The organism is Pseudoalteromonas aurantia (genome assembly GCF_005886875.1).
Lineage (GTDB): Bacteria > Pseudomonadota > Gammaproteobacteria > Enterobacterales > Alteromonadaceae > Pseudoalteromonas > Pseudoalteromonas aurantia_A.
The window spans coordinates 1-14,281 of the sequence record NZ_PNBY01000009.1; the positions used below are offsets into that span (position 1 = coordinate 1).

Below are 14,281 nucleotides of genomic sequence, written 5' to 3' on the forward strand. Positions count from 1 at the left end.
GCGAACGTTTACCGCTCGCTTAAACCCCCAATAAAAAAAGCGCGGCATAAAGCCCCGCCAACGTCCGAATTAAAACCACCGTAGGCGAACGTTTATCGCTCGCTTTAAACCCTCAATAAAAAGCGCGGCATAAAGCCCCGCCAACGTCCGAATTAAAACCAAACCATCGTAGGCGAACGTTCATCGTTCGCTAAACCCCCAATAAAAAGCGCGGCGTAAAGCCCCGCCAACGTCCGAAATAAAACCAACCCATCGTAGGCGAGCGTTTACCGCTCGCTCAAACCCTCAATTCAAAAAAGCGCGGCATAAAGCCCCGCCAATGTCCAAATAAAACCACCCCACCGTAGGCGAACGTTTACCGCTCGCAAAAACGACCTTTTAACCCCATAAACACAACATCTCTTTTCCACACTCCAAATACAATATAAACTAGGCACTTAAGTATAAAGTAGGTATTTAGTTCACCATGAAGTCGCATTTAGGTCGTCGAGCATTTTCAGCCATGGAGCTGCACACTTTGTTTAATGGCTATATTTATGGCGATGAACGGCAAAAGCGTGAACAACCGAAACATTGGCATTTTTGGCTCCCCCTCATTGCTTACTACACAGGTGCTTATAGCGATGAAATTGGCAGCCTCAACCTCACAGACATAATAAAAAAAGACGGAGTGCACTGCTTTAGCTTTACAACACACGGAAAAATACGTCACCGACTTATTCCGATTCATACCGCATTATGGCAAGCTGGTTTAGAAGGCTATATTGAACACGTAAAAAAAGCACAACATTCACGTTTACTTTATGACTTACCGAGTAAGTCAGGGCGTTATAGCGAAAAAGTGAGAATATGGTTTTCTGGTGAAGGTGAACGTTTAGGGTATTTACAAAAGTGTGATTTACCTTCTATTGACCAGCAAGGTCACAAAACAGCCATCAGTAGCTTACGTTTAAACTTTGAACAACAAATTCGCATTGCTGCATTACAACGCGCCAACAAAGCGGCATTTTACTATTTGTTAGGATTAAAAGATGAGACAACTGCCGATCCTCTTCCGTTGAGTGCATTAAAGCAAGTGATAGCACCACTGCGCGTGATCAATAACAATGTACACTGGGTGAGGTTTTTGGATAGGCATAATTAATATCTATGCCTAGTTCGCCTTCAAAGCGCGGCGTAAAGCCCAGTCAACGTCCGAATTAAAACTAACCCACCGTAGGCGAGCGTTTATCGTTCGCTAAAACCCTCAAAAAAAAGCGCGGCATAAAGCCCCGCCAACGTCCGAATTAAAACCACTCCACCGTAGGCGAACGTTTATCGTTCGCTTAAACCCTAAATTCAAAAAAGCGCGGCATAAAGCCCCGCCAACGTCCGAATTAAAACCACTCCACCGTAGGCGAACGTTTACCGTTCGCTTAAACCCTAAATTCAAAAAAGCGCGGCATAAAGCCCCGCCAACGTCCAAATAAAACTACCCTACCGTAGACGAACGTTTATCGTTCGCTTTAAACCTCAAAAGCGCGGCATAAAGCTCCGCCAACGTCCGAATTAAAACCAACCCCCGTAGGCGAACGTTTATCGTTCGCTTATTCATATTAATCTATTTATTCGTCTATAACTTTATATCTATCAATTTTCGATCGCGCACAAAAAAGCCGCTTTACAGCGGCTTTTTTTGTAACCAATATCTAACTAATTAGATTAGTTACCACCAGTTAAGTCACCACAATCAGCTCTTAAGTCAATTTGCTGTGCAGTACCATCAGCTAATATTTCTGTAGTACCAATAGTTGTATCACCGGCTAACGGAGTACGTGCATCAACTGTAATTTGATATGTTCTCTGTGAAATAAGATCTGCCAGTGCAAATGAACCGCCACCAGAACTTGCTGCAACAGATTTTGCCTTACCTTCCAAGCCATAAGTAACAACTGCATTACTCATGTCAACTGTTTGGCCATCACCACATGCTGCTATTACAGTAAAACCTTCGCTAACTAGCTCTACAGGGTTTACCAGTGTTGCTGTAACAGCACCACATACAGCTACTTCACCGTCTGAGCTAAACCACTCATTACCATTAGCATCAACAATTGACACTGACGCTGTAGCATCTGCTGAGATACCAGAACGTTTTGCATTATCTGCTGAGATTAATGTCGTTGACGTTGAACCTGCAGCTATGAAGCTGTTTGCAGATGCATCACTTGACGCAAACTGAACATATAGTCCACCAGCCGGAACTGCATCACCAGACAAGTTTACTGAAATGTCTGAAGTACATGCTTCAATTTCAACCGTAGATGAAAAGAACGTTAAATGGTTTGTTTGAAATGTACCAGTGAAGGTATTTGATTCAGCATCCAAGTCACCGATTGTCACTACATTCTCTTCGTCAGACCAAACACCTGTGTCTTCATTATGCGACTTCAACTTAAGTGTATCACCCGTTTTAATTGCAACGCCATTTATCATGGTAGTAGCAGGAACCGCCATCGTTACAGTGATCTCACTGTCACCAAAGCTTTTTACTTTATTCCCGTTAGCATCAGCCATAAGAATATTTGCCACACCGGCAGATTTAGCCGTGCTTGCAGCGTCCGCAGCATTTAAGCCAGCCGGAACAATTGCCGCGGCCGCGCTTGATGAACTATCAGCACCACTTACGCTTAATGCCAGCTCACCTGAAATTGCATTTCCAGCGGCATCTAATAACTGAGTGCCCGCAGGAATATTTGCACCAGCGCCTGACTTACCAGTTGACGCAGCTTCTACAGCCGTAGACGTAGCACCGCCAACAGCACCAACAGTTTCTGCGACCGTCGTAACACCCTCGCCATTCGCCGACACTAATGCTAACTGCGCAGCGACAGATGAAACACCTTCAGCAGCCGTTAAATCAATTATAAAGCTTTTACCAATGTAACCGTCAGCAGTTACACTCACTGTCACTTCAGTAATCTCAGAGTCTGCTTTTTTAGTAAATACAACGTTACCATCAGCGGCGTCTACAACCTTTAATTCGTTACCATTAGCATCTACAATATTATTTGCTTCTTCACCATTTTCTAAAAATGACAACTTAGCATTTAAAACGTTAGTTGTTACTGAATCAACAACGTTTGCATTAATAACTAAACCCAATTCAACAGGTGCATCAGGCGCAACAACAACCGGATCAGTTGGTTCTACAGGTGGTACAGTTACATTATTGTCGTCGTCACTGAAACAACCTGTCAAGGTTAGCGCAGAAGCAACAGATAGAGCGAGAAGTGATTTTTTATTAGCAAGCATGGTTAGTCCTTGTGTTCCTTTCAAAATTAACAACTACTTTTAAGTGCGCTGTTAACAATACATTAAATTCAACCATCACTATATGCATAGCAACAGTTAATGGCAATTTAGACATTAAAATTTAATAAAGTTAAACAGGGACTTCTTTCACTCCCTGAACTTCTGCTAATTTAAGTTTACCTAAAGTTCATACAAACCAAGGCCTAGCTTTAACTTTTAGCGTTACAAATGTAGCATATGCAGCGCAAACATCCAACAGAATAATACCTATGTACGACACGAGATCATATTAAATGGTACTAATATGATAAACACTTGCTATTAATCATAAATTTTGTTGCTACTTTACTATTAAACTCATATTTTTCTCATCTCAACAGTAATCCGTTGGTATTTTTTATTAACCTCGATACAATCGTATTTTAACGCATTTAAACTCTCTATTGTGAGTTGTTGCGACACAAAATAACACTACAACACGGTTGACTCATGCGCAAAAAAACCAACACTTTAATGTGGTCTTGCTTGATGGCAAGCACCCCACTTATGGCTGCAACAAAAGATAATCAGTCTTTTTACGGCTATACAGGGCTAATTAACATCCCAAATGCTTATGTGGCCGACTTCGGCAGCTTACACACACAATATAATAATCAACTTGAATATAGAACTGATGTTGTTGATGGGCATAACTTCACAATTAACACCGGTGTGTTTGAAGGATTAGAAGTCGGTGGTAAAATTGCCAGTGATAGCATGCACAACAACATGTTTCATGATCGAGAAAAAGGTATTTATGAAATTCGCGACCTTTCTTTCAATGCTAAATATCAGTTGCCGTTTATTCCTAACGATTGGTTTTCATTGGCAGTGGGCGCACAAGACATAGGCGGCGCTGCTAACAACTATAAAGCCTATTATGCAGTTGCAACCAAACGCTTAGGGGACTTTGATTTAACGCTTGGTGCAGGCACGACAGATAACCTAACAAACCGACTAGATGGCGCATTCGCGGGTGTACAATGGCATGCAACAAACTGGTTAAGTATAACTGCTGAACACGATGGTGAAGCAACCAGCTCAGGCCTCAAACTACATGTACCAAGCAAGTGGTTAAGCAATCAACTAGCCATTAGCTTAGCTGCAAACTATTACGACCATAAACAAAGTGAAGACGATGTCTATTTTGGTATTAACTTTAAATACCAATTAAATAAACCTGAACATAAAAGCTTTAGGCCAGTAAAGCCGGCACCACAGCTTTCACTTCAATCAACGACCCACATAGTACCAAACACTGCTAATTCAAACAGTTCTGGGCCAAAAGCACCCCAACTAAAAAACAAGCCGACTTTACTGAAATCAAAGCAAGTAAAGCACGCTGCGACGGATTCAGAACTAGAGCAAACAGCCATGGCCTTTAAAGCCGCGCTGCTTGACGATGGATTTGAAAACATTCATGTTGGTTATAGTCTTACCAGTGTACACGTTATTATTGAAAACCATGTATTTAACCAAAATGAATTAGACGCAATAGGGTTAATACTTGGTCGCTTACAAGCACACTTCAATCACCCGGGTATGAACTTCAACTTAGTACTACAAAAGCTAGAAATACCGCAAATACAAATATCTGGCCAGTTAGATGATTACAGAGGCTTTATACAATCAGGCAGTGCGCCTAACTTAGCCATCACCAACCGAGTGAACATACGGCATGGCGGCCTAACTTGGGTTAATTTTGGCTCGACGAATAGCCCTTATTACACACCCCGCTTAACATTAAGCCCTGATATAGTAAAAGGTGTAGCGACTGAACTTGGTGTACTTGACTATTCACTTGCATTAAAAGCGCAGTTAGAGGTGCCAATTTGGCAAGGTGGCTCTATTAACGTTACCGGTACGCAAGGTATTGCCACGTCAGATGACTTTAAAGACAACAAACCTTTTACAAGGTTTCGGCATAAAGATGGCCTTACCAGCTTAACCTACAAACAAAATTGGCAGTTACCGTTTAACATTAATAACCAAACACAAATTGGTTATTACTACGACTTTACCGATTACTTAGGCTTTAAACATCAAAGTATGTGGATGAGCGAAAGCGGCCGCCATCAAGTCAGTGCGAAGCTTGGCTACTTTGATTACCAAGATTTTGATGGTGACAAAACCATTTACAACACCAGCTACCAATACAACTTATCAGAATACGATATCAGCCTATCAGCAAGCGTTGGTAAGTTTTTCAATAAAGACAGCGGCTATAAGCTCACGAGTAAGTTTTGGTTTGGCGACACATCACTCGATGTTTATTACCTCGACACCAAAGGCCGATTTGTCGGTATTGGCTTAACTGTGCCATTAACCCCTCGTAAAGACTATGCAACCCCATACGGTGTAATAAAAGGTAAAAACAATTGGAGAGAGCGTATACAAACCCGTGTAGGTGAATCACATAACAACGTCGCATTTGGGTTGGGTAAATTGCCGTTTGACGACACCTCAATTGAAACCGAGCTGTTTAATCAAAGCCGCTTGTCTGAAAGCTATATTCAGCATCACCTGCCTAGGTTACGCGAGGCTTATAAAACCTACGCTAAGTAACCTCTAAACCACCACGCCAAATAAAAAGCGAGCTGCTTTTAAAAAGCAGCTCGCTAAATATAATTCACTTAATTGTAACTACTCACCATAAAAATAAGTAACAGCAGCTCAGTTTATAAGTTAAACAATGCAGTACAAAATGGATAAGTTGCTCGTCAATAATATAACGCCATATCACTTCGCATTTTCAACCACAAGGTTAACACCAAATATGTTATTCACTACTTTACCTAAAGTATAAACATTAGATAGCGCTGAATGATATAACCAGAATAGCAGCACAAAACCATAAAACATCAATGGCTCTGGTATAGAAAATACCTCCCCTAAAACTCCCACTAATGCAAGCGACGTAGATATCAACACAATAATCACGAGTGTTTGCCTAGAAGAAAAGCCAAGCTTTTGAAATATGTGATGAAGGTGTTCACGATCGGGTTTAAAGGGTGAGTCTCCGCGTTTTACTCTTCGGATCATAATTGCCGCCATATCCATCAGTGGAATAGCAATCAACCAAAGTGCGGTAACAGGTCGAATCGAGTGCGCGCCAGCTTCGGTCACTTGACTCACCGACAACAGTAACCATACAACGGCAAACCCTATCATCATACTGCCTGCATCTCCCATAAACACCTTTCTTTTACGGCCGAGTAAACCAAGGTTCATACAAACATAGGGAATAATCGCGAATACGAAAATAAAGCAGATAGACGTCGTTAAGCCATCACCAAAAATAACACCTAGCAGCGCTAAGCTTGAAAAGGTAACAATAGACAACCCACCTAGTAATCCATCTATACCATCAACCATATTAAACGCATTAATTGCCGCTATCACGGCAAAAACGGTCATAACATAGCCGATTAACGGTAAGTCGATTGACCCAAAACCAAATGGGTTACCCAATGAGGTTAATCGATAGTCTGTAAAGTGCATCATTAAAACAGCAACACAGGCCTGCAACGCTAATCGTAACTTAACACTTAAATCAAACTTATCGTCAAGTGCACCTAATATGGTGAGAAATACTAAACTTGCTAAAAGTACAAATAACTGAGGCGCAACCTCAACATGTTGATATAAAAAATATGACACAGAGATACAAACTGAAATACCACCAGCTAACGGCACAACACCTTCGTGATGCTTTCTAGCATTTGGTTTATCAACCAACCCTATCTTTTTAGCCACTTTTCTCATTACAAACAACGTGGTGAATGAAAAGAAAAAAACATAGGCGAGCTCGACTAACATTTACACATCCTTATTAAAAATATGAGCGAGATTTATTAAAAAACTAGTTTAGTTCATTATTCGCGAAATGAGAAGAGTGTGAGCCTATCTGTATCGATGCTCTCTATCTATTGGGTGAATTAAATACAAGTAGAGAAAAAGTGCTTTAAATAAAAAAGCACATATTACTCAAATATCATAAGTAAACATTATTGATTATAAAATAACTTGTACCACTCAACAAACTCAGCAACCCCTTCTTTAACAGTGACCTTAGGTGTATAGCCCGTTGCTGCAAACAAGTCTTGGGTATCTGCATAGGTTTGGTAAACATCGCCAGGTTGCATTTCACGAAAATTTTTCTTCGCTTCAATACCCAGTTCATCTTCAATCGCTTTGACAAAATCCATCAAGTTAATTGGAGAGCCGTGACCAATGTTATACACAGCATAAGGTGCAGAGCTTGTTGCTGGAGAGCCAGCTTCGACCGTCCAGTCGTTATCACGCGTTGGTACTACATCCGCAATACGTACCACACCTTCAACAATATCGTTTACGTGAGTGAAATCACGCCACATGTCACCATTATTATTGATATCAATGGTATCACCGTCTAAAATCTTCTTAGTGAAGATAAACGGTGCCATATCTGGACGGCCCCACGAACCATACACGGTAAAGAAGCGTAAGCCAGTGGTTGGAATATCGTACAGATGAGAGTAGCTGTGTGCCATCAGCTCATTCGACTTCTTAGTCGCTGCATACAATGAAACGGGGTGATCCACCGAATCTGACGTTGCAAACGGTGTTTTAGCATTCAACCCGTACACAGAGCTTGAAGAGGCATACACTAAGTGCTGCACTTTATTGTGACGGCACCCTTCCAGAATGTTCAAATGACCGACTAAGTTTGAATCCGCATACGCATGTGGGTTTTCAATAGAGTAGCGAACCCCCGCTTGCGCTGCTAAGTGAATCACTTGATCAAACTGCTCAGCTTCAAACAGGTGAGCTACACCATCGCGTTCGGCAATATCTAACTGAACCAATTTAAAGTTGGCATGTTGAACTCGCGCTAGACGCGCCTCTTTCAAGGCTACATCGTAGTAATTATTTAGGTTATCAACACCAACCACTTGATGACCTTTCGCCGTGAGCTGCTCTACGACAGCACTGCCAATAAAACCCGCTGCGCCTGTTACTAAATACTTCATAGTTTTATCCTTAATCTGAACCGAATAGATCGCGTGTGTACACTTTGTCTTGTACATCCGCCAGCTCTTGCGCCATGCGGTTAGACACAATCACATCACAGCTTGACTTAAACTGCTCGAAATCCGTTAACACCAATGAGCGGAAGAACTCTTTCTCTTTCAGCTCTGGCTCAAACACCACCACTTCAATGCCTTTTGCTTTAAGGCGTTTCATAATGCCTTGAATACTCGAAGCGCGGAAATTATCAGAGCCTGACTTCATCACTAGACGGTAAATTCCGACACGCGTTGGATTACGTTTGATGATAGAGTCGGCAATAAAATCTTTACGTGTGGTGTTCGAATCCACAATCGCACCAATAATGTTATTCGGTACATCTGAGTAGTTGGCTCGCAGTTGTTTGGTGTCTTTCGGCAAACAGTAACCGCCGTAACCAAATGAAGGGTTGTTGTAATGTGAGCCAATACGTGGGTCTAAACACACACCATCAATGATTTGGCGCGTATCTAAGCCATGCGATTCTGCGTAAGTATCCAGTTCATTAAAGTAAGCAACACGCAGGGCCAAGTAAGTATTTGAGAACAGTTTTACCGCTTCCGCTTCAGTCGAATCGGTAAACAGGATTTCAACATCTTTCTTCACCGCGCCTTCTAACAGTAGGTTTGCGAATACCTGAGCACGTTCCGAACGCTCACCTACCACAATACGAGATGGGTGCAGGTTGTCGTATAAAGCTTTGCCTTCACGCAAAAACTCTGGCGAGAACATCAGGTTTTCACAACCCAGTTTTTCTTTGATACGCGCGGTATAGCCCACAGGGATGGTAGACTTAATCACCATTACTGCATTTGGGTTAATCACCATCACGTCCTTAATTACAGCTTCAACGGAAGAGGTATTGAAGTAGTTGGTCTCTACGTCATAATCTGTAGGGGTAGCAATAACCACATAATCAGCATTTGAATACGCCAATTCTTTATCGAGTGTCGCGGCGAAGTTTAATGACTTATTCGCCAGGAAATCTTCAATTTCTGCGTCGACGATTGGCGATATTCTATCATTCAGTAGTTTTACTTTCTCTTCGATAATATCGACCGCGATAACATTATGATGCTGTGATAATAGCATCGCATTTGATAAGCCTACATAGCCGGTACCGGCAATTGCAATTTTCATAAATAAGCCAACTGTTTAACTAAATAATAAATAACTTCTGATTCTCGAAAGGGCTATCTTTACATTTTTCATAAAGATCGCCAGGTCTGTGAACGCTCATCAAACTCTTTGATAACCTTTACCGGATTACCACAAGCAATAACATTTTTAGGTAATGATTTAGTAACAACTGAGTTAGCCCCAATAATGCTATTATCACCAATACTAACACCAGGAAGAATGCAAACTCCTTCACCTACCCATACATTATTTCCTAAGGTAACGGGCTTAGATGACAATCGTCTTTGGGAGGCTAGCTCTTCAGGGAAGCTAATATTATTGCCGGAATAGCAACCATGCTGATGATCTGTAATAAAAACGCGACTTGCTATAAGTACATTATCTCCAATATTGATACTATCTATAGCTGCAATATGAACTGAGTCATTAATCTGACAATTATTTCCAAAAGATATTTGCCTATTTTTCTTAGAAAGAGCATCGATTCTACAGTATCTTCCAGAGACTAATCCTTCGCCTAAATCTATGTTTTCCGATCCTCTAATTGATACAGGCAGACGAATCAATCTAGCTTTTCTGTGGCAAATTTTTGTGTAAATTAAAGAAGTTAAGACATTGTAAAGACCAATTATATTATACCCTTTCATTAGATTCGCCCTTAATTTTCTTGTAAAATTCAACTCGTCTTTGAGCTAATACATCATTTAGATATGAACTGGCCACTATAATATTTCGCTCTGAATTTTTTATATATACTTCTTTTTCAAAGAGGTTTTTTTCTATTTTATGAAATAAACTCAATGGATCTGAAGTAGGAACAAGACATTCACTAGGTAGAATCTCCTTAAAACCGGGGAGCTCTGTTGCCACAACAGGCAAACCATAAGACATCGCCTCCAAGGTTGCTCGTGGTATTCCCTCTGACAAACTTGGTTGAACATATATATCAGAGCACCTATAGAGAGCATCTAAACCTGAAAAATCTAGGATACCGTGGAAAAAGACCATATCTGATATACAAAGCTTCTCTGAAACTAGCTCATAGTCAATATCACTATGGCCTCCTGCCACATGTAACTCGAAAAAATCACCCAAATTTCGCTTCAGTAGTACCATTGTGTTAAGTAATGTCTCGAAACCTTTTCTTTTATTCAAGCCACCAACAAAAAGTAGCTTAGCTTTACGCTTAGAAGAAAATTTAACTAGTTGCGAGCGAGGAGCTTGAACCTTATCTATATAGACATTACTAGCTATTTCAATATTAGGGTGAGGATACGTTGAAGCAAGATATTTGGAGACTGTTATATAACCAAGGGAGCGTCTAATGATCCTAGGGAAAATAAATCCATGCAAGCAAGAAACTAGACTACCCAATCTTTTTCCTTTGAACTGCTCTTTACCTGCAGCCAGCTCAATAGTATAATTTTTTCTATAAAAAAAATTTATAAAATAAAAAAACGTCCCGATTACACTTGGGAAATTTATAACTGTAAGTTCATATTGCTTTACATTATTGTGTAATTTTTTTAGAAAAGCAGGACTAAAAAGTGATACATACGTCTTAATATCACATAAAAGAATAATATTTTTATTTTCTATTTTTGTAAACCCAGATTTAACTATTTCATCCTTTGACAATGTTATACTTCTCGACAATATAATTACATTCTTATAACCAGAATCAAAAAATCGATCAAAGTAACGCTCTGGCATTCCAACTGCTGTATATACATTACCTTGATGATCTCTAATAAATCGAAAGTCATGAATATACAAAACTGAATTTGTTTTTTTGCCCATTACTTTATCTCACCAACACTAGATTTAACTGAAACTTTAAATTTAGTTGATACCAAAAACCTAAATATACTTTTTACATGCCAATAGAAATGCTTAGAGAAAATATTTCTACTACCATGCTTGCCATAATGGATAGCCTTAACACTTGGTATAAAAATCAGATCAGAACCACTATTTTTTAATCGATAGCAAAGATCTAAGTCTTCACAGTACATGAAGTATTTCTCATCGAACCCTCTAAGACTCGAATACAAATCTGCACGAATAAGAATAAACGAACCAGCACACCAATCGATCACAGTGTTTTTACTTATAGATGACTTATCTAGAATAGTTGGATTACCAAAGCCCAGAAAAGAGGATATAAAGTCAAAAAGTTTAGGATATTTTCTAACGGCAGGATCATAGTCAGTAAATTCATCATCTCGAAAGAGATTTACTGTAGCAGCTTTATATTTATTTAATATAACCAACTCTAGTAGTTTTGTCACTTCATCCACTGAAATATTAACATCGGGATTCAGCAACAATATATAATCATCCCTATCAATATTGTGTTCTTGAGTAAGGTAATTAAATATTTGGTTATTATTCTCCCCAAAACCTTGGTAATAATTTTCATCTATGTAACTAATAGAGTTTGATTCCAAATATTCTCTAAACCCAAACTCACCTTTGTTTAACTTAACTACAGTAGTAAATGAGCCAGACAGAGCTTCAAGACTACCAATTTTTTCTATTAATCTTCCATGTCCATGTGATACGACCGAAACAAATATTCTATTACTCATAGGTTCCTATCTAATTATCTGTAAAATGTTATTGATGACAATGCTCTTTTGGTGGATAAAAATAACATAATAAAAAAAATGTAATATATTAATCTGAAAGCACCTCTTAGTTGATATTGTGTCGACATTAATGCAAACATGGCCATAAAGACAAATGCTATAAAAACAAATATACCTGACTTTTTCTTAAAATACATTTCAGATTTATTAAGAAAGCAACCCAGACCAAATGATATTACTAAAAATAAAAAGTATCCTGATAAATATAATTCTCCGATAGCGGAATATGGAATGTTAGCTCTAACTTTAGCATCACTTATAATATTACTAATATCATATATAAAACTAGGTAAAGGTGATAACGCAGCAAAGAAAAGAGAAAGATCATAATCTACAGTTTGAATCATATATCCAAGAAGTATTACTGAATATGATAGTGTGTAGTTTAGTCCATACACTACAATGGAAAAATCAACACCATCTCGGAATATACTTTCTACATTTGGTAGTATACCCTGTTGAAGGTTAAACCTATAATCCAAGGATAATGCTAATGAAAATACTGAAACAAAAATACAAATAATAGTTCGCTTAAAGCCAAATTTCTCACTAATTAAAAAACATCCCAACAAATAAAAGAAAGGGACAAACACCATAGCACGAGATGTTATTCCAAATAACATGATATAATTGATAAATAATAGTGAATAACGAAAAATATTTCCTTTTACAAATGCTATACATATACACGATATAGGGAGCAAAATTCTCGACAATGTCATTCCAATCATGACTCTCGAATCAGATGTATATCCAGTTCTTGAAAATACTTCTTCAGTTCCAAATGAAAGCAATAATAATATAGGAGCAGATAATGCAATGAAAATCATTAAAGACTGAGGTACTCTATCTTTAAAAACAGCAATAGAGTTTAATAAATTTTGATTATTGCTAGCTACTAAGCCTTTATTAAAAAAAACATGAGAAAATAAACATCCTAGTAGATAGAAAAATACAAAAATTAAAAAAACATTAGAGGCTTCTAAAATATATCTATTAGATGTCAATTCATACAAGTTTGCAGGAACCACTTTTGCAAAGTTGAAATAAAAAACACCTAAGTAAGTATAGGTGGCCGTAATAATATAAAAAACTGGCACGACCAAACTACTTGTATACTTCTTACTCTTAAGGTAAATGGTTAAGATGACATTAACTATCAGTAAAATAAAAAAAATCACTTTATTAGCCTAGATACAAAATAATGAAAAATACTAATAAATGAAGCTTGATAAAAAGGACATTCTTTTTTTATTTGACGAAGTAAAAAAATTGAGGGTGCGAGTTTATTATTTTTAATAGAAATAAAATAGTGTTTAATAAGTTCTCTTCTAATGTCTCCTCTAGAAGAAAACATTAATGCATCTACTGAATCAATATCCAAATAATCATAACATTCGTTGGAAATAGCAACTTTGTGAAGATATAATGCAAAAGAAGAGTAATACCGTTGTTCTATTATTTTAATAACGTCATTTGATACATTATTCTCCATATTGGCAGATCGCGTGTACAGGTGTTTATCTACTGATACAAAATTCCCAACCGTAGACAACCGACACCACAAATCTCGATCTTGAGCATATTTAAAGAAAGTTCTGTAACCACCTACTTGATTATATGCATCACGACAAAACATAACTTCACCATGAGAAAATGGGTTACTCTTAATAATTTTCTTGGAGTAGTTAACATTTGCTATTTTTTTTCCATACAGCTTTGTTGAATTGGAGTTGTTAAAACGACAGCCACAAACGACAGATTTAGTAGACTCCAAAAGTTCTAACTGTAAATTAAATCGATTTGGTAATGAAATATCCCCAGCGCCATGGATAGCAATATAATTACTATCCCTAGCTGATATAGCTAACTTTATAGAAGTGACAAAACCAGAGTTCGGTTTATCTACAATCTCCACATTGGAGTATTTTGAAAACTTTTGCAACTCAGCTAAAGTACCATCAGTTGATCCATCATCCACTAAGGTAAGGATCATATCAGTAGTAAGTTGTTCAACGACTGAAGAAATAGATTCAGCAACGTAGTTTTCTCTATTGTACCAGACCGAAACTATTTGTAACTTAGCTTTTCTTTTTAAAATAGTCATA

Annotated in this window: 11 protein-coding genes; 2 read left to right on the forward strand and 9 right to left on the reverse strand. The window is 38.4% G+C overall.

Features of this window, described 5'->3' with window-relative positions; all coding sequences use genetic code 11:
* The first annotated feature begins 466 nt into the window (after positions 1–466).
* Entirely contained in the window at positions 467–1,144 is a 678-nt protein-coding gene (locus tag CWC18_RS01185; RefSeq protein WP_138674534.1) for a hypothetical protein, read from the forward strand.
* Positions 1,145–1,701: 557 nt separating this feature from the next.
* Here the strand turns inward: CWC18_RS01185 and CWC18_RS01190 are convergent.
* Complete coding sequence (locus tag CWC18_RS01190) at positions 1,702–3,294, reverse strand: hypothetical protein (RefSeq protein WP_138674535.1); 1,593 nt, start codon at positions 3,292–3,294, stop codon at positions 1,702–1,704.
* A 489-nt stretch (positions 3,295–3,783) separates the two neighbouring features.
* Between CWC18_RS01190 and CWC18_RS01195 the strand changes: the two genes are divergently transcribed.
* Complete coding sequence (locus tag CWC18_RS01195) at positions 3,784–5,898, forward strand: YjbH domain-containing protein (RefSeq protein ID WP_249930058.1); 2,115 nt, start codon at positions 3,784–3,786, stop codon at positions 5,896–5,898.
* Between the two features lie 174 nt (positions 5,899–6,072).
* Here CWC18_RS01195 and wecA read toward each other — a convergent pair whose 3' ends face one another.
* The 8 genes from wecA to CWC18_RS01235 form a co-directional block, all read right to left on the reverse strand.
* A complete protein-coding gene (gene wecA / locus CWC18_RS01200) occupies positions 6,073–7,152 on the reverse strand; it encodes a UDP-N-acetylglucosamine--undecaprenyl-phosphate N-acetylglucosaminephosphotransferase (RefSeq protein WP_138674536.1) in 1,080 nt (359 codons plus the stop codon).
* Between the two features lie 188 nt (positions 7,153–7,340).
* Positions 7,341–8,345 (reverse strand): NAD-dependent epimerase, encoded by a 1,005-nt coding sequence (locus CWC18_RS01205; protein ID WP_138674537.1) that lies wholly within the window; start codon positions 8,343–8,345, stop codon positions 7,341–7,343.
* A 10-nt stretch (positions 8,346–8,355) separates the two neighbouring features.
* Positions 8,356–9,522 (reverse strand): nucleotide sugar dehydrogenase, encoded by a 1,167-nt coding sequence (locus CWC18_RS01210; protein WP_138674538.1) that lies wholly within the window; start codon positions 9,520–9,522, stop codon positions 8,356–8,358.
* A 68-nt stretch (positions 9,523–9,590) separates the two neighbouring features.
* Complete coding sequence (locus tag CWC18_RS21685) at positions 9,591–10,169, reverse strand: DapH/DapD/GlmU-related protein (protein ID WP_138674539.1); 579 nt, start codon at positions 10,167–10,169, stop codon at positions 9,591–9,593.
* Positions 10,156–11,322, reverse strand: a complete 1,167-nt coding sequence (locus CWC18_RS01220; protein WP_138674540.1) for a glycosyltransferase family 4 protein — start codon at positions 11,320–11,322, stop codon at positions 10,156–10,158. The genes CWC18_RS21685 and CWC18_RS01220 overlap by 14 nt, the downstream gene beginning before the upstream one ends.
* Positions 11,322–12,113, reverse strand: a complete 792-nt coding sequence (locus CWC18_RS01225; protein WP_138674541.1) for a glycosyltransferase family 2 protein — start codon at positions 12,111–12,113, stop codon at positions 11,322–11,324. The genes CWC18_RS01220 and CWC18_RS01225 overlap by 1 nt, the downstream gene beginning before the upstream one ends.
* Before the next feature lie 14 nt (positions 12,114–12,127).
* Positions 12,128–13,273 carry an oligosaccharide repeat unit polymerase gene (locus CWC18_RS01230; protein WP_138674542.1) on the reverse strand — a complete coding sequence of 382 codons (1,146 nt, stop codon included), beginning with the start codon at positions 13,271–13,273 and terminating at the stop codon, positions 12,128–12,130.
* Between the two features lie 77 nt (positions 13,274–13,350).
* Entirely contained in the window at positions 13,351–14,280 is a 930-nt protein-coding gene (locus tag CWC18_RS01235; protein WP_138674543.1) for a glycosyltransferase family 2 protein, read from the reverse strand.
* Between the last annotated feature and the right edge of the window lies 1 nt (position 14,281).

Excerpts from the sequence above, each read along its gene's own strand:
- CWC18_RS01195 (WP_249930058.1), top strand. The coding sequence starts at position 3,784 with ATGCGCAAAAAAACCAACACTTTAATGTGGTCTTGCTTGATGGCAAGC.
- CWC18_RS01205 (WP_138674537.1), bottom strand. The coding sequence starts at position 8,345 with ATGAAGTATTTAGTAACAGGCGCAGCGGGTTTTATTGGCAGTGCTGTC.
- CWC18_RS01225 (WP_138674541.1), bottom strand. The coding sequence starts at position 12,113 with ATGAGTAATAGAATATTTGTTTCGGTCGTATCACATGGACATGGAAGA.
- wecA (WP_138674536.1), bottom strand. The coding sequence starts at position 7,152 with ATGTTAGTCGAGCTCGCCTATGTTTTTTTCTTTTCATTCACCACGTTG.
- CWC18_RS01235 (WP_138674543.1), bottom strand. The coding sequence starts at position 14,280 with ATGACTATTTTAAAAAGAAAAGCTAAGTTACAAATAGTTTCGGTCTGG.
- CWC18_RS21685 (WP_138674539.1), bottom strand. The coding sequence starts at position 10,169 with ATGAAAGGGTATAATATAATTGGTCTTTACAATGTCTTAACTTCTTTA.
- CWC18_RS01185 (WP_138674534.1), top strand. The coding sequence starts at position 467 with ATGAAGTCGCATTTAGGTCGTCGAGCATTTTCAGCCATGGAGCTGCAC.
- CWC18_RS01220 (WP_138674540.1), bottom strand. The coding sequence starts at position 11,322 with ATGGGCAAAAAAACAAATTCAGTTTTGTATATTCATGACTTTCGATTT.
- CWC18_RS01210 (WP_138674538.1), bottom strand. The coding sequence starts at position 9,522 with ATGAAAATTGCAATTGCCGGTACCGGCTATGTAGGCTTATCAAATGCG.
- CWC18_RS01190 (WP_138674535.1), bottom strand. The coding sequence starts at position 3,294 with ATGCTTGCTAATAAAAAATCACTTCTCGCTCTATCTGTTGCTTCTGCG.